Origin of the sequence: Pseudomonas sp. 06C 126, from assembly GCF_001855215.1 — a bacterium.
In the GTDB taxonomy this organism is placed as follows: Bacteria; Pseudomonadota; Gammaproteobacteria; order Pseudomonadales; family Pseudomonadaceae; genus Aquipseudomonas; species Aquipseudomonas proteolytica.
Map to the genome: position 1 here is coordinate 1 of NZ_MIFU01000066.1, position 25,445 is coordinate 25,445.

General features: G+C 60.0%; 28 protein-coding genes and 1 pseudogene. 6 read left to right on the forward strand and 23 right to left on the reverse strand.

From position 1 onward, the window contains the following. Positions 1-264, reverse strand: a pseudogene (locus BHC62_RS27300) (electron transfer flavoprotein subunit beta/FixA family protein); the annotation flags it as partial. Between the two features lie 556 nt (positions 265-820). On the opposite strand from BHC62_RS27300, the gene BHC62_RS07300 reads away from it, so the two are divergent. Beyond that, positions 821-2,485 (forward strand): electron transfer flavoprotein-ubiquinone oxidoreductase, encoded by a 1,665-nt coding sequence (locus tag BHC62_RS07300; RefSeq protein WP_070994632.1) that lies wholly within the window; start codon positions 821-823, stop codon positions 2,483-2,485. 112 nt (positions 2,486-2,597) lie between these two features. Here the strand turns inward: BHC62_RS07300 and BHC62_RS07305 are convergent, their stop codons facing one another. Beyond that, positions 2,598-3,491, reverse strand: a complete 894-nt coding sequence (locus BHC62_RS07305) for an AraC family transcriptional regulator (protein WP_070994685.1) — start codon at positions 3,489-3,491, stop codon at positions 2,598-2,600. 181 nt (positions 3,492-3,672) lie between these two features. Between BHC62_RS07305 and BHC62_RS07310 the strand changes: the two genes are divergently transcribed. After that, positions 3,673-4,725, forward strand: coding sequence for an NAD(P)-dependent alcohol dehydrogenase (locus BHC62_RS07310; protein ID WP_070994633.1), 1,053 nt, complete (start codon positions 3,673-3,675; stop codon positions 4,723-4,725). Here BHC62_RS07310 and BHC62_RS07315 read toward each other — a convergent pair whose 3' ends face one another. Beyond that, complete coding sequence (locus BHC62_RS07315; protein ID WP_029299664.1) at positions 4,726-5,529, reverse strand: IclR family transcriptional regulator; 804 nt, start codon at positions 5,527-5,529, stop codon at positions 4,726-4,728. Positions 5,530-5,601: 72 nt separating this feature from the next. Beyond that, positions 5,602-6,081, reverse strand: coding sequence for a GNAT family N-acetyltransferase (locus BHC62_RS07320; RefSeq protein ID WP_029299666.1), 480 nt, complete (start codon positions 6,079-6,081; stop codon positions 5,602-5,604). A 184-nt stretch (positions 6,082-6,265) separates the two neighbouring features. Between BHC62_RS07320 and BHC62_RS07325 the strand changes: the two genes are divergently transcribed. The 3 genes from BHC62_RS07325 (at position 6,266) to BHC62_RS07335 (ending at position 8,209) form a co-directional block, all read left to right on the forward strand. Then, positions 6,266-7,474, forward strand: coding sequence for an MFS transporter (locus tag BHC62_RS07325; protein ID WP_070994634.1), 1,209 nt, complete (start codon positions 6,266-6,268; stop codon positions 7,472-7,474). Between the two features lie 85 nt (positions 7,475-7,559). Beyond that, positions 7,560-7,898, forward strand: a complete 339-nt coding sequence (locus tag BHC62_RS07330) for a hypothetical protein (protein WP_070994635.1) — start codon at positions 7,560-7,562, stop codon at positions 7,896-7,898. Positions 7,899-7,951: 53 nt separating this feature from the next. Then, positions 7,952-8,209: a hypothetical protein gene (locus BHC62_RS07335; protein WP_029299672.1), complete on the forward strand. Its 258-nt coding sequence runs from the start codon at positions 7,952-7,954 to the stop codon at positions 8,207-8,209. A 121-nt stretch (positions 8,210-8,330) separates the two neighbouring features. Here BHC62_RS07335 and BHC62_RS07340 read toward each other — a convergent pair whose 3' ends face one another. From BHC62_RS07340 to BHC62_RS07415, 16 genes are all read right to left on the reverse strand, one after another. Then, the gene (locus tag BHC62_RS07340) at positions 8,331-8,897 is read right to left on the reverse strand and encodes a DUF1285 domain-containing protein (RefSeq protein ID WP_070994636.1); all 567 of its coding nucleotides are present in this window, start codon (positions 8,895-8,897) and stop codon (positions 8,331-8,333) included. 16 nt (positions 8,898-8,913) lie between these two features. Next, positions 8,914-9,519 carry a DUF4823 domain-containing protein gene (locus BHC62_RS07345; RefSeq protein ID WP_029299675.1) on the reverse strand — a complete coding sequence of 202 codons (606 nt, stop codon included), beginning with the start codon at positions 9,517-9,519 and terminating at the stop codon, positions 8,914-8,916. A gap of 74 nt (positions 9,520-9,593) precedes the next feature. Next, positions 9,594-10,562, reverse strand: coding sequence for a GTP 3',8-cyclase MoaA (locus BHC62_RS07350; RefSeq protein ID WP_029299677.1), 969 nt, complete (start codon positions 10,560-10,562; stop codon positions 9,594-9,596). A 139-nt stretch (positions 10,563-10,701) separates the two neighbouring features. Further along, a complete protein-coding gene (locus BHC62_RS07355; protein WP_029299679.1) occupies positions 10,702-11,355 on the reverse strand; it encodes a TetR/AcrR family transcriptional regulator in 654 nt (217 codons plus the stop codon). 426 nt (positions 11,356-11,781) lie between these two features. After that, positions 11,782-12,564, reverse strand: a complete 783-nt coding sequence (locus BHC62_RS07360) for a TatD family hydrolase (protein WP_029299680.1) — start codon at positions 12,562-12,564, stop codon at positions 11,782-11,784. A gap of 65 nt (positions 12,565-12,629) precedes the next feature. Beyond that, complete coding sequence (locus BHC62_RS07365) at positions 12,630-13,616, reverse strand: DNA polymerase III subunit delta' (RefSeq protein ID WP_070994637.1); 987 nt, start codon at positions 13,614-13,616, stop codon at positions 12,630-12,632. Then, on the reverse strand, positions 13,609-14,241 hold the full coding sequence (gene tmk, locus BHC62_RS07370) for a dTMP kinase (RefSeq protein ID WP_070994638.1): 633 nt from the start codon (positions 14,239-14,241) through the stop codon (positions 13,609-13,611). Before tmk ends, BHC62_RS07365 begins: the two co-directional genes overlap by 8 nt. A gap of 19 nt (positions 14,242-14,260) precedes the next feature. After that, positions 14,261-15,355, reverse strand: coding sequence for an endolytic transglycosylase MltG (gene mltG, locus BHC62_RS07375; RefSeq protein ID WP_029299684.1), 1,095 nt, complete (start codon positions 15,353-15,355; stop codon positions 14,261-14,263). Position 15,356: 1 nt separating this feature from the next. Continuing rightward, on the reverse strand, positions 15,357-16,172 hold the full coding sequence (pabC, locus tag BHC62_RS07380; protein WP_029299685.1) for an aminodeoxychorismate lyase: 816 nt from the start codon (positions 16,170-16,172) through the stop codon (positions 15,357-15,359). Continuing rightward, positions 16,172-17,416 (reverse strand): beta-ketoacyl-ACP synthase II, encoded by a 1,245-nt coding sequence (fabF, locus tag BHC62_RS07385; RefSeq protein WP_070994639.1) that lies wholly within the window; start codon positions 17,414-17,416, stop codon positions 16,172-16,174. Before fabF ends, pabC begins: the two co-directional genes overlap by 1 nt. A gap of 121 nt (positions 17,417-17,537) precedes the next feature. After that, positions 17,538-17,774, reverse strand: coding sequence for an acyl carrier protein (acpP, locus tag BHC62_RS07390; protein ID WP_010165887.1), 237 nt, complete (start codon positions 17,772-17,774; stop codon positions 17,538-17,540). A gap of 191 nt (positions 17,775-17,965) precedes the next feature. Then, positions 17,966-18,709, reverse strand: coding sequence for a 3-oxoacyl-ACP reductase FabG (gene fabG / locus BHC62_RS07395; RefSeq protein WP_029299688.1), 744 nt, complete (start codon positions 18,707-18,709; stop codon positions 17,966-17,968). A gap of 17 nt (positions 18,710-18,726) precedes the next feature. Then, complete coding sequence (fabD, locus tag BHC62_RS07400) at positions 18,727-19,665, reverse strand: ACP S-malonyltransferase (protein WP_070994640.1); 939 nt, start codon at positions 19,663-19,665, stop codon at positions 18,727-18,729. A 127-nt stretch (positions 19,666-19,792) separates the two neighbouring features. Then, positions 19,793-20,803: a phosphate acyltransferase PlsX gene (plsX, locus tag BHC62_RS07405; protein WP_071610008.1), complete on the reverse strand. Its 1,011-nt coding sequence runs from the start codon at positions 20,801-20,803 to the stop codon at positions 19,793-19,795. A gap of 4 nt (positions 20,804-20,807) precedes the next feature. Continuing rightward, the gene (gene rpmF, locus BHC62_RS07410; RefSeq protein ID WP_008152339.1) at positions 20,808-20,990 is read right to left on the reverse strand and encodes a 50S ribosomal protein L32; all 183 of its coding nucleotides are present in this window, start codon (positions 20,988-20,990) and stop codon (positions 20,808-20,810) included. 13 nt (positions 20,991-21,003) lie between these two features. After that, the gene (locus BHC62_RS07415) at positions 21,004-21,534 is read right to left on the reverse strand and encodes a YceD family protein (RefSeq protein WP_029299696.1); all 531 of its coding nucleotides are present in this window, start codon (positions 21,532-21,534) and stop codon (positions 21,004-21,006) included. Positions 21,535-21,639: 105 nt separating this feature from the next. Between BHC62_RS07415 and BHC62_RS07420 the strand changes: the two genes are divergently transcribed. Continuing rightward, positions 21,640-22,218 (forward strand): nucleoside triphosphate pyrophosphatase, encoded by a 579-nt coding sequence (locus tag BHC62_RS07420; RefSeq protein ID WP_070994642.1) that lies wholly within the window; start codon positions 21,640-21,642, stop codon positions 22,216-22,218. Positions 22,219-22,345: 127 nt separating this feature from the next. Here the strand turns inward: BHC62_RS07420 and BHC62_RS07425 are convergent, their stop codons facing one another. The 3 genes from BHC62_RS07425 to rluC are packed head-to-tail and all read right to left on the reverse strand — an operon-like array spanning position 22,346 to position 24,965. Beyond that, positions 22,346-23,335 (reverse strand): S49 family peptidase, encoded by a 990-nt coding sequence (locus BHC62_RS07425; protein ID WP_070994643.1) that lies wholly within the window; start codon positions 23,333-23,335, stop codon positions 22,346-22,348. Between the two features lie 21 nt (positions 23,336-23,356). After that, positions 23,357-24,019, reverse strand: coding sequence for an HAD-IA family hydrolase (locus BHC62_RS07430; RefSeq protein ID WP_070994644.1), 663 nt, complete (start codon positions 24,017-24,019; stop codon positions 23,357-23,359). Next, positions 24,006-24,965, reverse strand: coding sequence for a 23S rRNA pseudouridine(955/2504/2580) synthase RluC (rluC, locus tag BHC62_RS07435; protein WP_005790558.1), 960 nt, complete (start codon positions 24,963-24,965; stop codon positions 24,006-24,008). Before rluC ends, BHC62_RS07430 begins: the two co-directional genes overlap by 14 nt. Positions 24,966-25,445 lie beyond the last annotated feature (480 nt).

Here is a 25,445-nt window from a genome sequence, read left to right on the forward strand (position 1 = left end):
GGATTCGACGAGTACGGCGCGATCAGCACCCAGCGCCAGAGCAGTACGCAACTGCTCTTGAGCAGTGGATGGCCCTACGGAAACGACGACGATTTCAGTCACAACGCCTTTTTCTTTCAGGCGTACGGCTTCTTCCACGGCGATTTCGCAGAAAGGGTTCATCGACATTTTGACGTTAGCCAGATCGACGCCGGAATTGTCCGCCTTGACGCGAACTTTCACGTTGTAATCGACAACGCGTTTGACAGCTACAAGAACCTTCATGGATTCCTCGTTACTCTCCGGTGAAAAGGAAGCCGCCCGGATAAACCTGGCGGTAGATGCTCAACGGCGCACAAGGGCACCTCTAAAAACGCAGGCCGTCATGACAGGTAACGTTGCACGTACTCAATAATAAAGACCGTTCGTCAGCGGTGACTGACAAGTCATTCATCGTCGCAACGTGTAAACTGCGCGCCTGCATTACGTGCGCGTCAACCTGTCGAAGCAGTGCCTTGTCTTTGGACGTGGCCTTGAAACCGGCAGTCCGCCTACGAGAAGCGCAAAACCGACCGTATATTGACCGGAACACCTTTTCCGGTCAATACAGCAAAATGGTCAGATATAAGCCGCGTTGCTTTGATTTACCTAGCTCGCGGGCAATTCAAACAAACGTTTGTATTGGACGCTGAGAGTGGTGTAGATATAATGCGCCACCTAGAGAGAAAGGTGGGTCGTCCCCTGCCCTTTTGTAAGAAATTGGCGCAGAAGACGACAGATAAAACACCGAACCTCCACCCATTAGAAAAAAAACTGTTGAGCCTTGAGTAGGAGATAGCCTGTGGAACGCGAATACATGGAATTCGACGTGGTCATCGTCGGCGCAGGGCCGTCGGGCCTGTCTGCCGCCTGCCGACTGAAGCAGAAGGCCGCCGAAGCCGGTAAGGAAATCAGCGTCTGCGTGGTCGAAAAAGGCTCCGAAGTCGGCGCACACATCCTGTCCGGTGCCGTGTTTGAGCCACGCGCCCTGAATGAATTGTTCCCAGACTGGAAAGAGCTGGGCGCCCCGCTCAATACCCCAGTCGTGCGCGACGACATCTATGTACTGCGCAGCAGCGACAGCTCCACCAAGGTTCCAGATTTCTTTGTGCCCAAGACCATGCACAACGAAGGCAACTACATCATCTCCCTGGGCAACCTGTGCCGCTGGCTGGCCCAGCAGGCCGAGAACCTGGGCGTGGAAATCTACCCAGGCTTCGCCGCCCAGGAAGTGTTGTTCGACGAAAACGGCGTAGTGCGTGGGATCATCACCGGCGACCTTGGCGTGGACCGTGAAGGCCAGCCAAAAGACGGCCTGTACACCCCCGGCATGGAACTGCGCGGCAAGTACACGCTGTTCGCCGAAGGCTGCCGTGGGCACCTGGGCAAGCAACTGATCCAGCGCTTCAACCTGGACAGCGACGCTGACGTGCAGCACTACGGCATCGGCCTCAAGGAAATCTGGGAAATCGACCCGGCCAAGCATCAGCCAGGCCTGGTGGTCCACACCGCCGGCTGGCCGCTGGACATCATGAGCAACGAGAACACCGGTGGCTCTTTCCTCTATCACCTGGAAAACAACCAGGTGGTCGTAGGCCTGATCGTCGACCTGTCCTACAGCAACACCTTCCTGTCGCCGTTCGATGAGTTCCAGCGCCTCAAGCATCACCCGGTGCTGGCCCAGTACCTGGAAGGCGGCAAGCGCATCAGCTACGGCGCGCGCGCCCTGGCCAAGGGCGGCATCAACTCGCTGCCGAAGATGATATTCAAAGGCGGCGCCTTGATCGGTTGTGACCTGGGCACCATGAACGTGGCCAAGATCAAGGGCAGCCATACCGCAATGAAGTCCGGCATGCTCGCCGCCGACGCCGTGGCTGATCGCCTGTTCGCCGAGTCTGAAGGCGGCGATGAACTGACCGCCTACGTCGACAGCTTCAAAGCCAGTTGGCTCTACGAAGAACTGTTCGCCACCCGCAACTTCGGCCCGGCGATGCACAAGTTCGGCCCGATCATCGGTGCTGGCTTCAACTGGTTCGACCAGAACATCCTCGGCGGCAAAATGCCGTTCACCCTGCATGACACCAAGCCGGACTACGCCTGCCTCAAGCTGGCCAAGGACAGCCAAAAGATCGACTACCCAAAACCCGACGGCAAGTTGAGCTTCGACAAGTTGAGCTCGGTGTTCCTCTCCAGCACCAACCATGAAGAAGAACAGCCGTGCCACTTGAAACTCAAGGACCCGAGCATCCCGATCGGCACCAACCTGCCGCTTTACGATGAACCGGCGCAGCGTTACTGCCCGGCCGGCGTGTACGAAGTCATCACCAAGGAAGACGGTGAGAAGCGCTTCCAGATCAACGCCCAGAACTGCGTGCACTGCAAGACTTGTGATATCAAGGACCCTTCGCAGAACATCACCTGGGTGACACCGGAAGGCGCGGGCGGGCCGACATACCCGAATATGTAAGCCATCTGCTTGAACATGAGGCTCTCCACTGGAGAGCCTTTTTTTATGGCCGACACAAATCTAATGTGGGAGCGAGCAAGCCCCCACATTTAGATAGAGGCATCTACGGGATTTATGCGGCGCGTTCTTCACCCGGGTTACGCTCGAAATAGCGTTTATATTCCCGACTGAACTGCGACGTACTCTGATACCCCACGTTGTGCGCCGCCTGCGCCACGCCCATGCCGTCCACCAGCAACAGCTGTTGGGCCTTGAGCAGGCGCAGACGCTTGAGGTACTGCACCGGCGACAACAAGGTGCAACGTTTGAAGTGCTCATGGAACGTCGACGCACTCATATGCGCATAACCGGCCAAGGTCTCGATGTTCAGGGGTTCGGCGTAATGGGCATGCAGGTGGTTCAAGGACGTGGCAATCCGCGAGAACTGCCCCTGCTGCTCCACCAGGGCGCGCAGTACGTCGGCCTGAGGCCCACGCAGCGCAGTGAACAACAACTCCCGCACCCGCGCCGGCCCCATGATCCGGGCCTCCAATGGATCGTGCAGGCACTGCAACAGGCGCTCGACGCAACCGCGCATCGCGTCATCCAGTACCACCGAGCTCATCGACTCCAAGGTCTGCGCCGTCGGCGGTGGGCCAGCCTGCATGCCCATGGCCATCACCAACTCGCCCAACACCACCCGATCAATACCCACAGTCACCCCGTACAGTGGGGCATCGGCGGCCATGGCAAACGTCTCGCACTCGAACGGCACCGGCATTGCCTGGATCAGGTAATGCCCGGCGCCGTACTCCAGCGTCCTGGGGCCCAGGTAGGCGACCTTGCTACCCTGGGCCACGAACATCAGGCTCGGCTCGTAGATCTGCGGGCCGCGTGCTACGTCGCAACTGGCGCGCAACACCTTCACACCCGCCAGGTGAGTCGGGGAAAAACCATCGCGGGGCGTCAGCCCCTCAATCAAGGAAACCAGCGTGGCGTTGGCATCAAGATGGCGAGTCAACAACATGGCAAAAACTTCGCGAAAAAGGGATGAGAACATCATCGCAGGTCTGGCGGCCAATGAATCCAATCCAGGGGCACTCCCGGACGAATAGGCATGAGACTCGGAGCATTTGCCATGTTCGCCCACCGGGTCCGCGCGCAGAATTCGCCACCTTTCCCGTCCAAGCTTTTGCGAGGTTTTCACCATGTACACCGCCATCGGTTACGCCGCCCAGTCGGCCACCACTCCCCTCGCCCCCATGTCTTTCGAACGCCGCAGCCCGCGGGCCGATGACGTGGCAATCGAGATTCTGTACTGCGGCGTCTGCCACTCCGACATCCACCAGGCTCGCAACGAATGGGGCATCGCCGTCTACCCGCTGATGCCGGGCCATGAGATTGTCGGCAAGGTCACGGCCGTCGGCGCCAGCGTCAGCGCGCATAAAGTCGGCGACCTGGTCGGCGTGGGCTGCATGGTGGACTCGTGCCGCCACTGCGAAGCCTGCAAATCGGACCTGGAGCAATACTGCCTCGAAGGCCCGACCATGACCTATGCCACCCCGGATCGCGTGGACGGCAGCAACACCATGGGCGGCTACTCCGATAGCATCGTGGTCAGCGAGCACTTCGTGGTGAAGATTCCGGCCAAGCTCGACCTGGCCAGCGCCGCACCGATCCTCTGCGCAGGCATCACTACCTACTCGCCGCTCAAGCACTATGGCGTCAAGGCCGGCGACAAGGTCGGGATTCTCGGCATGGGCGGCCTGGGCCATATGGGCATCAAGTTCGCCAAGGCCATGGGCGCTGAAGTGACGCTGTTCACCCGCTCCGCGAGCAAGGCAGAAGAAGGCCGGCGCCAGGGCGCCGATCACGTGATCGTGTCAACCGATGCCGAGCAGATGAAAGCCGCCGCCGGGCATTTCGATTTCCTGCTGGACACCATTCCGGTGCAGCACGACCTCAACCCCTACCTCGATACCCTGCGCTTTGACGGCGTGCATATCCTGGTGGGTTTGATCGAGCCGGTAGACCCTCCGGTCAACGCCGCCAAGCTGGTGCTGGGCCGTAAAGTGCTGGCCGGCTCACTGATCGGCGGCATTGCCGAAACCCAGGAAGTCCTGGATTTCTGCGCCGAGCATGGCATTACCTGCGACATCGAAATGCTCGATATCCGCCAGATCAACGAAGCCTATGCACGCATGATTGCTGGTGACGTGAAGTACCGCTTCGTGATCGACATGACCACCCTGAAGGCTTGATCAGGCCTTCGCCCCCAACTCCGCTGACAGCCGTGCTGCAACCTGTTTGACCACAGGAATCAGCTCGGCCATTTTTTCCAGCGGCATGTAGGGCACCGTACTGGCGATGCTGATGCCGGCGACAATCCGCCGGCTGGCATCGCGCACGGGCGCGGCCACACAGCGGATCGACGGCTCGTTGTCTTCCAGGTCGAACGCATAGCCGCCCGCGACATATTCGCGCATGCGTTGCTCGAATTGCTCCCAGGATTGTTCCGGGTGCTGCGGCCAGTGCAGGTTTTTCCCGCCTACCGGCAAGCTGGCCTGATACAGGCGCTGCCATTCCTCTTGCGAATCATCGAGCAACAAGGCCTTGCCGATCCCGGTACGTGCCAGGGGCATGCGGTGGCCGACCCGCGAGCGCATTTCCGGGCCGTTGCGCCCAGGATTCTTGTGCAGGTACAGCACATCGTCGTATTCACGGATCGCCAGGTGGATGGTGTCGCCAGTCAGCGCCGACAGCTCATCCAGATAAGGCATCGCCAGCGTCACCAGCGGCAGTTCTTCCCGGGCCTGGAAGCCCAACTCGATCAGCTTGGGGCCCAGCAGGTAGCCGACTTGCGGCACTACCCGCAGGTAGCGCTCGTCCACCAGGCAACTGGCCAGGCGATGCGTGGTGCTGCGAGTGGTGCCGATGCGCCGGGCAATCTCCTTGAGATCCCGCGCCCCGGACGCCACCGCCTGCACCACGCCCAGGCCGCGCAATAGGGTCTGGGTGCCCGTGGGCGCGGAGTCTTTGGCGGGCGTCGGTGGGTTTTCCTGCATGTCGGAGCCTATCTGGAAATGCGAAAGCGGCGGCCATTATGGCAAATGCCGGGCCTCATAACAGGGCCGATCTCAGCCTTGGGCAAACTCACGCAACGCATCGCCTTCCATGCGATAGCGCACCCACTCTTCCTGGGGTTGGGCGCCGATGGATTTGTAGAACGCAATGGCCGGTTCGTTCCAGTCCAGCACGCTCCACTCAAAGCGCCCACAGCCATTGTCGTAGGCGATCTTCGCCAGGTGGCGCAGCAACTTCTTGCCCGCCCCACCCCCGCGCTGCTCCGGGTTGATGTACAGGTCTTCCAGATACAGGCAGTTGCTGCCAAGCCATGTGGAGTAGCTGAAGAAGAACACCGCAAAACCAATCGGCAAGCCATCGCGCAGGCAGATCAGGCCATGGGCGGTGGCACCTTCGCTGAACAGGCTGCGCTCGATATCCACCACGCTGGCGATCACTTCGTGGCGGGCTTTTTCGTACTCGGCCAGTTCAGTAATAAAGGTCAGGATCTGCGCAGCATCGCTGGGTACGGCGGGACGGATCTCGATGGTCATGAACAGGCCTGCGGCTAAAAAAGAAAGGACACATACTAAGGCGCTTTGATGACCGCTTGCAGGGATTTATGCACGCGATTACTCCGCTGCGCAGCAATGCTGACGCCAGTAACCACAGAACAAAGCACGGGGTGGCCCGTGGTAAAAAGTCCGCCATAAATCCAACAAACCCCAAGGCTTGCCCATGCGCCCCACTGCTCCAGTTGGCGGAACGCTCTTCGCCCTGTTCTGCCTTGCCAGCTACCTGCTGTCACTGTCGTATGGCTCGACGTTTTTGTTGTCGCTGCTGATCGATTCCAGAGGCGGCAATGAACACGACGCCGGCAGCGTGATTTCCATGGCGATGCTCAGTACGTTTATCGCGGTGATTGCATCCGGGCACCTGGCCGATGCCCTGGGTGCCGCGCGCTCAATTGCCTGCCTGGGGATCCTGCTGGTGGTGGCCTGCCTGGGCTTTGCCCTGACGCCGGGTTTTGGCCAGGGCCTGATGCTGTTCGGCCTGACCCTCGGGCTGGGCTGGGGCGTGTTCTACACCCTGGGCCCGATCATCGTGGCGATGCTGGTGGCGCCAAGCCACAGGGCCAAGTATTTCGCCTGGCTGTCGGGAAGCATGATGACCGGCATCGGTTCGGGCCCCCTGTTGGGGCGGGCGGCCAGCGCCATGGGCCTGCCTCTGGAAAGCGCATTTTATATTGCAGCTCTCGCCAGCCTGGTGGGCGTGCTGATGTTCTGGCGCCTGGGCAGCTATCTCAAGCAGCAACCCAACTTGCTGGGGACTGGCACCGTGTCGAAAATCTCCTGGGCCAGCACCCGGCGCGTACTGGGGTCGAAGGCGGCATTCGCGATCATCATGGTTGGCCTGGGCGGCTGTGTGTTTGGCGGGCTGTCGAGTTTCCAGACCAGCTACGCGGCAAGTCAGGGGCTGGATTACTCGCTGTTTTTCCTGGGTTTCATGGGCGCGGCGATCACCAGTCGATTGTTGATTGCCAGCGTGGTGGTCAAGCGGGATGCGTACTGGTCGGCCTGTGTGTTATCCGGATTGATGCTGGTGTCGATCCTGATGTTCAGCTTCGGCGTGCATGACAGCTTCAGCTACTTGCTGGCGGCTATCACCTTGGGAGTGGGTTACGGCCTGACCTATTCAGTGATCAACGGCCTGGCCGCCAACGAAGCGCCAACTGCCAGCACGCCCCAAGCCTTGCTGCTGTTCAGCCTGTCGTACTTTATCGGGGTGTTCGGGTTTCCGCTGCTGGCGGGCATGCTGATTGTCGAGCATGGCGTGCCAACCCTGCTCGCCAGTGTATTGGGCATCGCCTTGCTCAACTGGCTGATCACAGTGCTGCGCCTGATTTGGCGCCGGGTGTCGAAACACAAAATCTTACAGGTGACCTAGCACCGTTCGTCGTGATCCAGGCACCAACAATAAGAGTGGGCTGACCAACCTAAGGTAAGGACTTTATTCCTATGGAGGCTCCACCATGAATACTTCCAAAGTGACTGCCCTCGCGTTCGCTGGCTTGCTGTCTGCGGTGTCCCTGGCCAGTGTTGCGGCAACCGACCCTTCCACCGGCAAGACCGACCCTATTGGCAGCCCGCCCAACCCCGCCACCCAAGAAACCGAGAACTCCATGGGCACCGGGCTCGATACCAATGGCGGAGCCATCATCCAGGACGGCGCCGACCCACGCACCCGAGGCAATGACGGCAACCGCCAGGGCCTGGGCACCGATGTCGAGAACGGCAAGATCGGCCCCGGCAAGAATGCCACCCCAAGCGGCAACGATGACAACCTGCCCGGCGCGCCAAAACAGCCTTGAGCCACTGGCCGACAGACGAACACTACCCCACCACTGACCCTGAAGAGGTATGCATGAACGTCGATAAAAACCTTGAGAAAGAAGTCCTTACCCGCTTGCTGCACGCGCACCCGAATGGCTTGGGCAAGGAGGTGCTGGATAACTACCGGGGCGAAAAAGTCGTGGCCAGTACCCTGGCGATTCTTCAGGACCGCGGGTTGATCAAGGAAGGCCATGTGACCTGTAACGAGGCCGGCGAACACGCATTGCACCTGCCGATCAAACTGACAGCATCCGGCGTGGACGCGGCGCGCAAGCTCGAAGACGCGTAATAAACGGTTTGCCGGCGATAGCGGTGTACCTGGTGATGATCTAGCGCTAGGCAGGCCGTCATCGCTGGCAAGCCAGTTCCTATAAACATTCCAAACCTATGCAGGAGCCGGCTTGCCGGTATCAGTACCTGGGCTCCAGGCCTATCGGGAAGAACACCCCGCCACTCCAGACGCCCAGCCAACTCTCGCCGTCGATCCGGCGTGTTACTGCCAGTTCCACCAACTGGTAGAACACGTTGCGGTGGACCAGCGCCTCAAGGTTGTTGCGCACCAGCACGTAGGGCGAAGGCTCCTGAGTGTCTGGATCAATCACCACCCGCAACGGATGCGCCGGGCCGGCTTCGATCAGGTCCTCGACATTGGAGGTAAACCGTAGGAGCTGGTTCTCGCCATCGCCCTCGACCTCCAGCGACACGGCCACAAAGGGCGCGTCGTCCACCTTGATCCCGACCTTTTCCACCGGCGTGATCAAGAAGTAATCATCGCCATCGCGACGGATGATGTTGGAGAACAGCTTGACCATCGGTTTGCGCCCGATAGGCGTGCCCAGGTAATACCAGGTGCCATCACGGGCGATGCGCATGTCGATATCGCCACAGAAATCCGGGTTCCACAGATGAACCGGCGCCGGTCCCTTGCCCTTGGGCAACTGCGCCAACAAATCATTGGCCTTGGCCGAATCCGTCATGCTGTTCTCCTCTGAATTACTGGTCGCTCATGCCCAACAGGCTGCGGGCGTACTGGCGCAGCGGTGGGCCAAGCAGATCTTCGGGTTTGTTGTCATGGAACGTCAGTAAACCGCCACGACTGCGAATCCGTGCAGTATCGATCAAATATTGGGTGCTGGTCTCGATCAACATGATCTGGATGACCCCGCTGTCGACGCCCAGTCGGTCCAGGGCTTCCTGATCGGCCCACTCATCTGCATTGCCGATACGATCATCGGCCTTGGCGAACCGCGTATACAACAGGTAATGGGCGCCTACCTCGCGGGCTTCGGCCATGGCCTGCTCCAGCCCTTGCGGGGCGCGGGCGCGGCGGACCATGGGGAAGTATTCGATAAAGCCATTGAAGGCTTCCTCGGCCACCACATTGGGACGCGGATAGGCGCTGCCCGGCGGCGTGAACGCGCCCTGGGCGATGAATACAAACGAATCGGGCTGTATGCGAACCGAGTTGGAACGACGGGTGTCGCTGTGATCCAGCAAACCGGCATCGCTCATCTGATAGCGAGTGCCTTCGGCCATATCGCTGACTGTCATGCAGCCACCCAGCGCGAACGACGCCAGCAACAAAACCAGACTACGCATCCTATCCTCCAGGAGCCGGTGACGGAAAACCGGCGAATGGGCACCAGATGCAGATTTTGCGCCAGCTTGCCTGGCTACCCGCCAATGATCTTCATCACGGTCGCCCCGCCGGAAAACGCCACTTCCTGCTTGTCGCCCAAGGCCTTGACCAGCAGACGCTGCAACGCCGGCAGGGCCTGGTGGCGCGGCTTGTCCAACAGGTCGCCGACATAGTGGCGGTTGCTCGACGACAGGCAGCCGTGCAACCAGCCGGTCGAGGAGAGGCGCAGGCGCGAACAGGTACGGCAAAACGGCACGCTTTCATTGGCGATCACGCCGAAGAAGCCCTGACCGGGAATTTCATAGCGCACGGCCGTGGCATCTACCGGAGCGTCAGCCTGCAGGTATTCGTGATGTTCGCCAATCAGGCTCAACAGTTGCTGCAGGCTGACGAACTGTTGCAGGAACGCGTTGGAGTCACTGGCAAGGTGGCCCATGCGCATCAACTCGATGAAACGCAGTTCATAGCCGCGCTCCAGGCAATACTCCAGCAGGGGCATGACCTGGTCGAGGTTCTGCCCGCGCAACGGCACCATATTGACCTTGATCTTGATTCCCGCCGCACGCGCCTGGTCCATGCCATCGAGGACCGTGGCCAGGTCGCCCCCCCTGGCGATCCCGCGAAAGGCAGCGGCATCGAGGGTGTCGAGGGAAACATTGATACGGCGAATACCGGCATCGACCAGTAATGGCAACTTGCGCGCTAGTAACTGGCCATTGGTGGTCAAGCTGATATCGCTCAAGCCCATCTGCCCGACGGCCTGCATAAAGGTTTCGAGCTTGGGACTGACCAGCGGCTCGCCGCCGGTGATGCGCAGACGATCGATGCCCGCAGCCTCGATCAGGTAGGCCACCCCACGGGCCATGGCCTCGGCCGAGAGCTCGTCCTGCGCAGCCACCAACCGCTTGCCGTTGGGCACGCAGTAGGTACAGGCGTAATTGCAGGCTGAGGTCAGGCTGATCCGCAAATTGCGAAAACGCCTGCCTTGACGATCAACGATCATGGATCACTCCGGCAGCGGATAATTCGGGCGCGCTAAAACCTGACTCATAAATCAGATTTTAGCAAGGTCCTTGCCTGAGTATATTCCTGGGTTACTACATACGGCAGTAAATCAACCGGCCATTGTCCGGATGAATGCCTTATGTGGCAGGCGTCTCGGGGTTCGGCAGGTCGGTGCTGTGCTTGCGCTTGTTGCCCATGCGTACGCCGATGTCCATCAGGAACTGGAAGAAGCCTTCCTGATCTTCCAGCACATTGCTCCAGAATGGCGAGTGGTACAGCGCCACGGCACCATGCACCAACGCCCAGGCGGCGCAGTAGTGGAAGTAAGGCGGCACATCTTCCAGCTTGCCTTCACTGATCCGGCCCTTGATCAGCAGGGTCAGGCGCTCGAAGTTCGAAGCACGGATCTTGTGCAACTCCTCGACCATTTCCGGCACTTGGTGGCCCTTGACCACCTTTTCTTCGAGGCGGTCGAACAGGCGGTAGCGCTGCGGGTCACGCATGCGGAACTCAAAGTAAGCCCGGGACAGCGCTTCCTTGTCTTTGTCGACATCGGCCGAGTGCAGCAGCTCGTTCAAATCGCGCTCGTAATCGAGCATCAGGCGCAAGTAGATCTCGGCCTTGGACTTGAAGTGCTTGTAGATCGTGCCTTTGCCGATACCCACGGCATCCGCAATCATCTCGACGGTGACGCTGTCTTCACCCTGTTCGAGGAACAATTTGAGCGCGGTGTCGAGAATTTCCTGCTCACGGCGGCGAAACTCACGGACCTTACGGGGTTCTTTGTGCATAGAAAGAGGTCTGCAGAGGTCAGTATTGGGAGGGTTGAATGCCCCGATGACGGAACGTTTTACCCGGTGCGAGGGATTATCCCGACTGGGCGGTCGTTGGGCAACGTCTATATGAACAACCCATACACTAAACTTACAGCCCGCCAACGAATCAAGCGATATGGGTCAGAAATAAAACACAGGTTCGCGCAATGTATTGCCGCTCAATGAGAACTCAAGCGAAGCGCACGTATTCCAAATCTGTTTAAAAAACGATCAGATGCGGCTGGACTGCACGGGATACTGATCAATACTTCATCTGTCGGTGTGACATCTCCCCCAAGTGAAACACCGATAGGGGTACCAATGGACCGCGTACCTTTATTTACTCCTAATGGTCTTAACCCGGATTCACCCCCCAGAACCCGGGTTTTTTTTGCCTTGGATTCAGCGAACGTGCGCCAACGGGAACAGGCGCTTGAAGTTCTCGGTGGTCTGCTCGGCAAAACGCTCGACAGACTCGCCGCGCAGCATCGCCAGGTAATCCGCCACATCCCGCACATATTCCGGGAGGTTCGGTTTACCGCGATGGGGGATTGGCGCGAGGTAAGGCGAATCGGTTTCCACCAGCAAACGATCCGCCGGCACCTGGCGCGCCACATCCCGCAGGGCATCAGCATTGCGGAAGGTGACAATCCCCGACAGGGAAATATAGAACCCCAGGTCGAGCGCCGCCTTGGCCATCTCCCAGTCTTCGGTAAAACAATGCAACACGCCCGCCTGGGGCAGTGCCGCCTCGCGCAGCAAGGCCAGGGTGTCGGCACGGGCGCCACGGGTATGGACGATCACTGGTTTACCGGTCTGCTGCGCCGCTTGCAGGTGCAGGCGGAACGAGGCCTGCTGCAAATCGGCGGCTTGCGGCTCGTAGTGGTAATCCAGGCCGGTCTCGCCAATGGCCACCACTCGCGGGTGATTGAGTTCGCCCAGCAGCCAGTCGAGGGCCGGGGCTTCGCCAGGCTTGAGGTCCAGGGGATGGATGCCTACCGAGCAATCCACGTCGGCATAGCGCTCAGCCAGGGCCTTGACGTCGGCGGCGTTCTCGGCGCTGACACCGATGCACAGGAAATGCCCGACGCCACGCTGGCGTGCGGCGTCGAGGGCGGCATCCAGGGAGCCGCCGTGGGCGGCGAGGTCGAGGCGATCAAGGTGGCAATGGGAATCTACGAGCATAAGAAGTTACAACTTGCGTCACAGGAAGTGTCTGGCCAACGAGACATCCGTCGGCCCCGAGAATATCAACGTCGGCCGAGTAACCCGACCCACTGCACCAACAGTGCCTCAAGCAACAGCACCCGGTTCAGGTTGGCCTTGCCCAGGACCTTCTGGCGCTGGGCGAGGATCCAGTCCTGAATGTTCAAAACCTTGTCCTGGGCGCTCTTCTGCGCCAGGTACTGCACGACCTTGCGCATGTCCATCAAGCCCAGGCCGCTCTCGTCCTGGGTCAGTTGATAGCGCAGGATCAAGCTGGACCAATCACAGAACCAGTCAAACAGCAGCAACAGCGGCACGTCTTTCCAGCCCTCGGCCAGTTGCGTGGCAGACTGCTCTTGCTTGAGCAGCTTCTTCACCCCATCGACCACCAGCGCACGCTGCTCGCGTACGCCCTGGGCCTGCAGGCTGACCGCCGCCAGGGGTGAGCCGGCCGCCAGGGTCAGCAATTCAACCCGTTCCTGCTCACTGCACTCCGGCAAGGCCTGGCCCAGCCATTGCAAACTCATGGACTCGCTCGGCAGCGGGCAGGCCTGTTGCACGCAACGACTGCGAATCGTCGGCAGCAAACGGCTGGACTGATGACTGACCAGCAGCAGCACGGTGTCGCCCGAGGGCTCCTCAAGGCTCTTGAGCAAGGCGTTCGCGGCGTTGATGTTCATCGACTCCACCGGCTCGATCAGCACCACCTTGCGCCCGCCCATCTGCGCGGTCTGCACCACGAAGCTCACCAGGTCACGCACCTGGTCGACCTTGATCGCCTTGTCGGCCTCTTCAGGCTCCAGCACGTAGTTGTCCGGATGGCTGCCGGCCTTGAGCAGCAGGCACGATTTGCATTTTCCGCACGCCTCCAGCCCTGCTGGCTGCTGACACAGCAGGCGAGCCATCAAGCGCTCGGCCAAGGCGCGCTTGCCGATGCCTGCCGGCCCATGGAGCAGATAGGCATGGGCATGCTGGGCACGTCCGGCCAATTGCTGCCATAGGCTGTCCTGCCACGGATAGGCTTCAGCCACGGTAAAGCTCCAACAGTTTCGGGAGCAGCGCATCGATCGCCTGTTGCACTTGCTCCAGCGGTTGCGCGGCATCCAGCAAGCAATAGCGCGACGGTGCAGCTTCGGCACGCTGGAGGTACGCCGCGCGCACCGCTTCAAAAAATTCCCGGCCTTCCAGTTCGAAGCGGTCCAGGCGACCACGGGCGCTGGCCCGCGCCAGGCCGACGTCCACCGGCAGGTCGAAGACCAGGGTCAGGTGCGGGCGCAGATCGCCCTGGACAAAGGTCTCCAGGGTCGCGATGCGCTCCAGGGACAAGCCACGGCCGGCGCCTTGGTAGGCGTAGGTAGAATCGGTAAAGCGGTCGCAGATCACCACCGCACCACGGGCCAGCGCCGGCCGGATCACTTCGGCCAGGTGCTGGGCACGCGCGGCAAACACCAGCAACAACTCGGTGTCCGGGTTCATGACCTCGTCGCCAGTGGCCAGCAACACCTCGCGGATCTTCTCCGCCAGGGGCGTGCCGCCGGGCTCGCGGGTCAGCAGCACCTCGATCCCTGCGGCCCGCAAGCGCTCGGCCAGGTATTCACGGTTGGTACTCTTGCCGGCGCCTTCCGGGCCTTCCAGGGTAATAAACAAGCCAGTCACAGGCAGTCCTTAATCAGAGTCATTGCGGGCTTTGCGCGGGCGCAGCTTCAGGCGCGACAGGCTCAACGGTCGCAGGTGTGGCCGGCGCAGGGCTGGAGCGATAATCGGCGCGACGCTTGAGTTGGTACTCGCGCACCGCCGCATTATGGGCATCCAGGCTATCGGAGAAAATATGGCTGCCATCGCCCCGCGCCACGAAATACAGGCTGCTGCCCGGTACCGGATTCAACGCGGCATGGATCGCTTCGCGGCCGACCATGGCAATCGGCGTCGGTGGCAAGCCGCTGATCATGTAGGTGTTATAGGGCGTGGCTTCTTTCAGGTGCGCGCGCGTCAACTTGCCGTTGTAGCGCTCGCCCATGCCGTAGATCACGGTGGGGTCGGTCTGCAGCAGCATGCCGATCTTCAGGCGCCGCACAAACACCCCGGCAATCTGCCCACGCTCTTCAGGCACGCCGGTTTCCTTCTCGACCAGCGATGCCATGATCAGCGCCTGGTAGGGGTCGGTATAGGGCGCATCCGGGGCACGTCGGCTCCATTCCTGCTCAAGTACATCGTCCAGGCGGTTGTAGGCTTTCTTCAGGAACTCGACATCGGTCATGCCGCGCACGAAACGGTAGGTATCAGGGAAGAACCGCCCTTCCGGGAAGACGTCGGGATGGCCGATTTTTGCCATCACCTCGCGGTCACTCAAGCCCGTCAGGGTCTGCTCGATCTTTTCGTGCTTGGCCAGCGCACTGCGCACCTGGCGGAAGTTCCAGCCCTCCACCAGCGTCAGGCTGTACTGCACCACTTCACCGCGTTGCCACAGGCCGATCAGGCCCTGGGCCGTCAGGCCTGGCGTCATGCGGTACTCGCCACTGTGCAGTGGCTGACCCTCAAGATTGAAGCGCCAGTAAAGGCGCAGCCAGAAGGCATCCTCAAGTACACCGTCGTTTTCCAGACGATTGAAAGTACCGGTAGGGGTCGCACCAGCCGCTACATCCAGCAATTGCTCCTGGGACAGATTTAGCGGCTGCTTCAAGGCCGAGTCCAGCTTCCAGGCCGAAAAGCCCAGCAGCAAACCCGCCAGGACCAGACCGATCTCCAGCAGCAATACAATTTTACGTCTCAAATCAAACACCCAATAGCGCGCGAACAATGCCCTGCAGTTTACGGGTGAGCGGCCCAGCCGACCAGCTCATTGGCCCACATCCAAGCACCGGCCAAATGCCATATACGCTGTTGCAGACGAACACTTCATCAGCCTGCTGCAACTGCGCAAGGCTGATATCGGCAACGGTGGTGACAATGCCCAACCCCTCGGCCCTGGCCAACAGCTCGGCACGCATGACGCCGGCCACGCCGCAACGGCTCAGGTCGGCCGTCAGCAACTGGCCGTCATGCACCAGGAACAGGTTGCTGAACACGCCTTCGATGACGCGCCCGGACATATCCAGCATCAATCCTTCCACGTGATCGGGATCTTGCCACTCGGCGCGAGCCATGACCTGTTCGAGGCGGTTTAGGTGCTTGAGACCTGCGAGCAAAGGTTGCTCGGACAAACGGGTAGCGCATGGGAACAGGCGAACGCCTGAAGAACCATGAGCCTGGGGATAGGTGGCAGGCGGGCTGCCTTGCAGAATACGGCGCACCGAGGCGCCAGCGTTGATGCCATAACCCCGCTGGCTATCGCCACGGGTGAGGATCAACTTGAGTACGCCATCGCCCAGGGCTGCGGCAAAGGCCAGCACTTCGCTGCGGACCAGTTCCTGGTCTGCGGCAAGCGCAAGGCGCCTGCAACCCTCGTCGAGGCGTTGCAGGTGACGATCAAGCAGCACGGGCTGCCCGGCCTTGACTGCGATGGTTTCAAACAGACCATCGCCGTAGGCCAGGCCGCGATCTTTCAGCGGCACGGCGTCCGCTGGCTGACCGTCGACCCAGCTGTGCATCACTCGGCGAACCGGCGGAACACCAGGGAACCGTTGGTACCGCCAAAGCCGAACGAGTTGGACAACACCACGTCGATCGGCATTTTCTGCGGCTCGTGAGGCACGAAGTTCAGGTCGCAGCCCTCATCTGGTTCATCAAGGTTGATGGTCGGCGGCGCGACCTGATCCTTGATTGCCAGCACGCTGAAAATCGCTTCGACCGCACCTGCCGCACCCAACAGGTGACCGGTCATGGACTTGGTGGAGCTGACCGCCAGCTTGTAGGCGTGCTCGCCGAATACCGACTTGATGGCCTGGGCTTCCGCCAGGTCGCCCGTCGGCGTCGAGGTGCCGTGGGCGTTGATGTACTGCACTTGATCGACGTTGATCTTCGCGTCGCGCAGGGCATTGCTGATGCAACGCGCGGCGCCCGCACCATCGGCAGGGGGCGAGGTCATGTGGTACGCATCGCCACTCATGCCAAAACCGATCAGTTCGGCATAGATCGTCGCGCCACGGGCCTTGGCGTGCTCCAGCTCTTCGAGGACCAGGGCACCGGCACCGTCGGACAGTACAAAGCCATCACGGCCCTTGTCCCACGGACGACTGGCGCGGGTCGGCTCCTCATTGCGCGTCGACAGCGCACGGGACGCGCCGAAGCCACCCATGCCCAGGCCGCAGGCGGCCATTTCGGCGCCACCGGCGATCATCACGTCAGCCTCGTCATAGGCGATATTGCGCGCCGCCATGCCGATGCAGTGAGTGCCCGTGGTGCACGCCGTGGAAATGGCGTAGTTAGGCCCCTGGGCACCCAGATGGATGGACAGGAAGCCGGAAATCATATTGATGATCGAGCCCGGGACGAAGAACGGTGAAATTCGACGAGGGCCGGATTCGTGCAAGGTACGGCTGGTTTCTTCGATATTGGTCAAACCGCCAATACCCGAGCCCATGGCCACGCCAATGCGCTCACGGTTGGCATCGGTCACTTCCAGGCCGGCGTTACGCACCGCCTGAAAACCGGCTGCCAGGCCGTATTGAATGAACAGGTCGAGTTTGCGGGATTCTTTGATCGAGAGATATTCCTCGACATTGAAGCCCTTTACCGAGCCGCCAAAACGGGTGGAATAGGCAGAAAGGTCCGTATGTTCAATCAGACCAATACCACTGTGGCCAGCCAGAATGCCCTGCCAACTGCTCGGCACATCCGTACCCAGTGGCGACAACATACCCATACCGGTGACTACGACGCGTCTACGCGACACAGCACTCTCCTTTTTCTTGATGACGACACTTGAGCTGACTTTTCATCAGAGCTAATGAAAAAACCGCACGCCGTTATAGCAGTGCGGTTTTTCCATAACAGCAAGCGACGATTACAAACTATTACGCCTGGTGGCTAGTAACGTAGTCGATAGCAGCTTGAACAGTAGTGATTTTTTCAGCTTCTTCGTCCGGGATTTCGGTCTCGAATTCCTCTTCCAGAGCCATCACCAGCTCAACGGTGTCAAGGGAATCGGCACCCAGGTCTTCTACGAAGGAAGCAGTGTTGGTCACTTCTTCTTCTTTAACGCCCAGTTGCTCGGCGACGATTTTCTTGACGCGCTCTTCGATGGTGCTCATACCTTGTTTAACTCCTAATGGACAAATTCAGGCAGCTGGCCAGTGGGTAAGTGTATAGAAAGGCTTTTCAGCTTTTCAACTGAAAGCTTCACCCTCGTACCCTACCGACCACCTGTCTATAAATAGATTGCAGCTTTATAACGGATTTTAGACAGCTCGTATGACATTTTTTTGAAGCGATCCGTCACAATTTAACTCATGTACATCCCGCCGTTCACCGGGATTGTAGCCCCAGTCACGTATGCCGCACCGTCAGACGCCAGGAAAGAGACCACATTGGCGATCTCTTGGGCCTGGCCCAGACGGCCCAGCGGAATTTGCGTCAGCAACGCTTCACGCTGCGCTTCAGGCAATTCGCGGGTCATATCGGTATCGATAAACCCTGGAGCCACCGAGTTGACCGTAATCGACCGCGAGCCGACTTCACGCGCCAGGGCACGGCTGAAACCTTCCAGGCCGGCCTTGGCAGAGGCGTAGTTTACTTGGCCTGCGTTGCCCATGGCACCCACTACGGAGCCAATATTGATAATTCGACCCCAACGCGCCTTGGTCATGCCGCGCAAAACACCCTTGGACAGGCGAAACAGACTGTTCAAGTTGGTATCGACCACGTCGTACCACTCGTCGTCTTTCATGCGCATCATCAGGTTGTCGCGGGTAATACCGGCGTTGTTCACCAGAATGGCTGGCGTCCCGAACTGTGCAGTGATCTGCGCCAGCACGGCAGCCACGGACTCATCGCTAGTCACGTTGAGTTCCAGGCCAGTGCCCTGCACGCCGTTTTCCTTGAGGGTTGCCGCGATACGCTCGGCGCCGGAGGCGGAGGTCGCAGTACCGATCACTACCGCGCCCTGACGGCCCAGTTCCAGGGCAATCGCCTGGCCAATGCCACGGCTTGCGCCGGTAACCAGTGCAACTTTACCTTGCAGACTCATGCAGGCTTCTCCTTAGTTCAGGCCAGTGCGGCGCGGGCGGCTGCGAAGCCATCCGGGGTATTGAGATTGGAAGTCGACACGCCTTCGGCGCAGCGCTTGTTGAGGCCGGCCAGGACTTTGCCCGGACCACACTCAACCAGTTGAGTAGCGCCCTTGGCAGCCAGGGTCTGAACCGACTCAACCCAGCGCACCGGCTTGTACAGTTGCTCCAGCAGGTCACGCTTGAGGGTTTCGAGGTCGGGAGCCACGTCGGCGCTGACGTTTTGTACCAACGGGATCTGCGGCGCCTGCCAGTTGATGGCTGCGATGGACTCGGCGAAACGCTCGGCCGCCGGGCGCATCAACTCGCAATGGGATGGCACGCTGACCGGCAGTGGCAATGCACGTTTGGCACCGCGGGCCTTGCAACCTTCGATGGCACGCTCAACCGCAGCCTTGGCACCGGCGATCACCACCTGGCCAGGGGAGTTGAAGTTCACCGCGCTGACCACGTCGCCCTGGGCCGCTTCGGCACAGGCTTCGATCACCACGGCGTCGTCCAGGCCCAAAATAGCGGCCATGCCGCCCTGCCCGGCCGGAACAGCCTCTTGCATCAGTTGACCACGGCGCTCTACCAGCTTGACCGCCTCAGCGAGGGTCAGGCTGCCTGCGGCGACCAAGGCGCTGTACTCGCCCAGGCTGTGGCCGGCGACAAAAGCCGGGCGTGCGCCGCCTTCAGCTAGCCAGACACGCCACAGCGCGACAGAAGCCGTCAGGATCGCCGGCTGGGTTTTATCGGTTTGGTTGAGCAGTTCTTCCGGCCCGTCCTGGGTCAATGCCCAAAGGTCGTAGCCCAAGGCAGCGGAAGCTTCCTTGAATGTTTCCAGGACGAGCGGGTATTGCGCGCCCAGCTCGGCCAACATGCCGAGGGACTGCGAACCCTGCCCTGGAAAGACGAATGCGAGGGATGTAGACATGTAACAAGCCCCTAATGATCTGGTCGTCGGTGAATTGACGCCCCACAGCTGGGAGCGCAAGAAACTGACAGATTGGATGGTCAATTGAACTGGCCGGTCACATTTAAGCATTCCCGGCCCGATTCGCCTAAGGCAACAGATCCTCAAGACGGCCATGCAAGCGCTGCGGCAGGTTCTCCTGGATCTCGATCAGCGCGCGCGCAATGGCACTCTGAAAGCCCTGGACCCCTGCCGAACCGTGGCTTTTTACCACAATGCCCTGCAACCCGAGGAAGCTTGCGCCATTATGCCGCGCCGGGGCCAGGTCCGCCTGCAGGCGCCGCATCAAGGGTAGCGCCAGGGCACCCACCAGCCGGGAAGCCAGGTTGCGCTTGAACAACGCCTCGATCCGCGCGGCAATCATCGTTGCCAGGCCTTCACTGGACTTGAGCAGAATATTTCCGACAAAACCGTCACAAACCACCACATCGGCCTCGCCGCGATACAACCCATCGCCCTCGACAAACCCGATGTAGTTCAAGCCCCGCGCCTGTTGTAACAGGCTGGCGGCCAACTTGACCTGCTGGTTGCCCTTGATGTCCTCGGTACCGATGTTCAGCAACGCCACGCGCGGACGCACCACACCCAGCGCTTCGGCCGCAACCGACCCCATCAGGGCAAAGTGCAACAGGTGCTCGGCGCTGCAATCGACATTCGCTCCCAGGTCCAGCAACTGACAGTAGCCACGCTGTGTCGGGATCGCCGCGACCATCGCCGGCCGATCAATACCCGGCAGGGTTTTCAGCACATGACGGGACAAGGCCATCAAGGCCCCGGTGTTGCCGGCACTGACACAGGCCTGGACCTTGCCATCACGCAGCAACTCAAGGGCTACGCGCATGGAGGAATCGGGCTTGCCACGCAGGGCCTGGGCTGGCTTTTCATCCATGCCGATGGTTTCGCTGGCTGGCGTTATCGTCAGGCGCGCGCGATCCACAGCCGGATGGCTGGCAATCAGTTCTTCAAGTAGGGAAGGTTGACCGACAAGGGTCAGGTGCAGCGAGGGCGTAGCGGACAGGCTGGCAATGCACGCCTGAACAATGCTGCGGGGACCGAAGTCCCCGCCCATTGCGTCAATCGCGATGACTTGAGCAGACAAGTGATTACTCGTCAGCGCCCTTGTCGATCACTTTACGGCCACGGTATACGCCTTCTGGCGATACGTGGTGACGCAGGTGAATTTCACCGGTGGTTTTTTCTACAGACAGAGTGCTTGCCGTCAGGGCATCGTGGGAACGACGCATGTCACGGGCAGAGCGGGATTTTTTGTTCTGCTGAACAGCCATAATTGATTAACTCCTAAACGTTTGGGTCACGCTTTAACTGCGCCAATACACTGAACGGGTTGGACCGCGTTACCTCGTCCTCGCTCGGTTCGGACTCGTCATCGAGCCCCGCCGGCTGCTGGCATTCTTCCGGATGATGAGCAGGCACAATGGGCAAGGCGAGCAGAAGCTCCTCCTCGATCAGTGCATGCAGATCCAAAGGATCTTCGCCCAGTTCCAGCACGTCATAACCTTTCGGCAACGACTGGGTATTCGCACCCTCTTTCACCACAGCATAACTGCATTCGCTGTGGATCGGCAGGGTGACCAGCTCAAGACAACGCTGGCAAACCATTTTGACCTCGGTGTCGATAAAGCTGTGAATTACCACAGATTTACGTTCATCTCGTTCAAAAACGAATTTAGCCTGCACCGTACCGACATTGTCGGAAAGCGGGTCGCAGAGTCTCTCCAAATCGGCCAGCAACACTTCACCTTGAAGGGTGGTGCCACGATCAGCCAATTTGCGCGGGTCAACGTGAGGTGGAATCGGGTCATTCAACATAGGCGCAGCATTATAGGGATGCACCCGCCCATGTCAAAGGAAATTCAGCCCTGTGCGCCAGACTGCCCACTCGCTAGAATCCGCGACTGCCTTGAGGAGAGCCACATGTTGCCTTTATTACTCGCTTCCAGCTCGGTTTATCGCCGGGAACTGTTGAATCGCCTGCAGCTGCCGTTCATCTGCAGCTCTCCGGATATCGACGAAAACCATCGTGCAAATGAGTCCGCGGTCGACCTGGTCAAGCGCCTGGCCGAAGAGAAAGCCCGCGCCCTCGCCAACAGCCACCCAGGGCACCTGATCATCGGCTCGGACCAGGTCGCGGCGCTGGATGGCCAGATCATCGGCAAGCCCCACACCTTTGAAAAGGCCCGTGAACAATTGCTGGCGGCCAGCGGCCGACGGGTCAGCTTCCTCACCGGCCTGGCATTGCTCAATAGCGAGACCGGGCGCTGCCAGGTGGACTGCGTCCCCTTCACCGTCACAATGCGCCAACTGGAGCCGGCGCAGATCGAGCGCTACCTGCGGATTGAACAGCCCTACGATTGCGCTGGCAGCTTCAAGGCTGAAGGGCTGGGGGTGAGCCTGTTTCAAAGCACCGAAGGCCCGGACGCCACCAGCCTCATCGGCCTACCGCTGATTCGCCTGGTAGATATGCTGCTGGCCGAAGGTGTGCAGGTACCGTAGACCACCACAAAACCTATGTGGGAGCGGGCTTGCTCGCGAATGCGGCGTGTCAGATACACAGCCAGTAACTGACACTGCACATTCGCGAGCAAGCCCGCACCACATTTTGAGCTATGCCAACCTGAGATCAGCGCAGGGTCGGGCCCTGGAAGCCCATATACAGCGCCAGCTTCTCCGCCACACTGGCACCCAGACGCTTGGAGAAGCGATCGAACGGCGATTCCTGGACGGTGAAGTCCACCAACTCCTTCTCGCCAATCACATCCCGCGCCACCGAACTGGCACTGCCCAGGCCATCGATCAAGCCCAATGGCAAGGCCTGTTCGCCAGACCAGATCAGCCCGGAGAACAACTCCGGATGTTCTTTATCCTTGAGCCGCTCACCGCGCCCCTGCTTGACGCTCGCAATGAACTGGCGATGGGTGGTGTCGAGCACGCTCTGCCAGAACTGGGTTTCGTCAGCCTTTTGCGGCTGGAACGGGTCGAGAAACGACTTATGCTCGCCCGAGGTGTAGGTACGCCGCTCAACCCCCAGCTTCTCCATGGCCCCGACAAACCCGTAGCCGGCCGCCGTCACGCCAATGGAACCCACCAGGCTGGCCTTGTCGGCGTAAATCTGGTCGGCGGCACTGGCAATGTAATAGGCGCCCGAAGCCCCCAGATCAGAGATCACCGCGTACAGCTTGATCTCAGGATGCAACGCGCGCAGGCGGCGGATTTCGTCATAGACATAGCCCGATTGCACCGGACTGCCACCCGGGCTATTGATGCGCAGCACCACACCCTTGACCTTGGGATCCTCGAAGGCGGTGCGCAGGCTGCTGACGATATTGTCGGCGCTGGCAGACTCCTTGTCGGCAATCACCCCGCGCACCTCGATCAGCGCGGTGTAGCTGCCGCTGCGGCCGGCGCTTTTTTCCATATCCACCAAGGGACTGAACAGCACCAACATGCCGATCAGGTAGGTAAAGGTCAGGAGCTTGAAGAAGATCCCCCAGCGCCGCGCACGACGCTGCTCCTGGACACCCGCCAGCAGGGTTTTTTCCAGCAGTTTCCAGCTTTTATCATCGCCATTGTCGGCAGCGGCCTTGGTCGGCGCCTTCCACTCATCGGTCATGCCATCTACCCCAGCAAAAACTTAACGGGCCTGGTTGAGCCAGGCGTGCAATTGGGAAAACCTGTCAATCGTCAGGCGCGGCTCGTAAGCCTGCAGCGCTTGCGGGGACTGGGCGCCATAACTGACGGCAACACTGTCCATGCCGGCATTGCGCGCCATCAGCAGGTCAAACGAGGCATCGCCGACCATCAACGACTCACGGGCAGAAACGCCGCAATGGGCCATGATCTGCTCCAGCATCAACGGATGAGGCTTGCTCGCGGTTTCATCGGCGGCCCGTGTGACGTCGAAGTAATCTTCCCAGCCATTGGCCTTGAGCACCCGATCCAGCCCGCGCCGGGCCTTGCCGGTCGCCACTGCCAGGTGATAGCCCTGCTCACGCAATGCCGCCAGGAACTGCACCACCCCATCGAACAAAGGCGAAGGTTCGGACTCAAGGGCAATGTAGTGATCGGCGTAGTGCTCGCGGAACGCTACCAGTTCACTGTCGGATATCTGCGGGTACAAGGTACGAATGGCTTCGGGCAAACCCAGGCCAATGATGCCCTTGACCGCCAGGTCACTGCACAGCTCAAAGCCGGAGCGGGTCGAGGCCATATGCATGGACTCGACAATCCGGCCAATGGAATCGCACAGGGTGCCATCCCAGTCAAAAATCAGCAGTTTATAGTCAGGGCGCGACACTCAGGCGCTCCACGGTCTTGGCCCACATCTCATCGACGGGCGCCTGTAACTTCAATTCACCACCATCTGGCAACGGCACCGTCAGCATGTAGGCGTGCAGGAACAGGCGCTTACCGCCCAGATCACGGATTTCCTTGGAGAACCCCTCGTCGCCATACTTGGTATCACCAGCAATACAGTGGCCGGCGTGCAAGGTATGTACGCGAATCTGGTGGGTACGCCCGGTCACCGGCTTGGCCTCGACCATGGTCGCAAAGTCGCCGAAACGCCGTAGCACCTTGAACAGGGTCAGCGCCTCCTTGCCCTCCTCGTCCACCTCGACCATACGCTCGCCGGAGCGCAGGTTGCTCTTCTGCAACGGCGCACGCACGCTCTTGATCGACGATGCCCAATTGCCACGCACCAGGGCCATATACCGCTTGTCCACGCCATCGCCGCGCAAGGCGGTATGCAGGTGGCGCAACATGCTGCGCTTCTTGGCGATCATCAGCAGGCCGGAGGTATCGCGATCCAGGCGATGGACCAACTCCAACTCCTTGGCATCCGGACGCAACTGACGAAAGGCTTCGATCACCCCGAAATTCAGGCCGCTGCCGCCATGAACCGCAATGCCACACGGCTTGTTGATCACGATCAGCTTGTTGTCTTCGAAGACAATCGAGGCTTCGAGGCGTTGCAACAGGCCCTGGGCCAGCGGCACGGGCTCGTCACGCTCAGGCACCCGCACAGGCGGCACCCGGACGATATCGCCCGCCTGCAGCTTGTACTCGGGCTTGATCCGACCCTTGTTCACCCGCACTTCGCCTTTACGCAAAATGCGATAAATCAAGGTCTTGGGCACGCCTTTGAGCCTGGCCAGAAGAAAATTGTCGATGCGTTGGCCGGCATATTCCGGCGAGACCTCAAGCAGCTGGACGCTGGGGGTCGGGGGGGTGGTAGTCGTCATGGCGGGAATGATAACAATTTTTTATGGAATTGAAGCACTTAATCATTGCTGCTATAGTCGCGAACGCCGCCAAAAGCGGCCTGGACAGAGGACTCGCGGCAAACTGCCGCCCCTGACCATCGCAATTCATCAGGACGCGAGGCCGTCCTACGGGGCTCTTGCCACACTGGAAGGCTCAAGATTGTAACAAGCGCAGGTGACATGAGGCCTGAAGCGAGTGCGATAAGCAGAGTGATTACTCGCCTATTGCGCCGATATTTACGGCCAGTTCACAAAGTGCAGTCAGTCTTGTACCAGACCACGGCGAATGCTTCGGAAACAACGCCTGTTATTAGCCATGAGCGTGAACTCCCCATTGGAGAACACGGTAAATGCCAACCCGCTGCGGATTCTGCGCGCGGCAGCACCCGAATTATCAGGGATACGTGTAGGGTGGAGATGCACAACCGTCGGACTGTGTAGCACTAGGCTTATATTTAG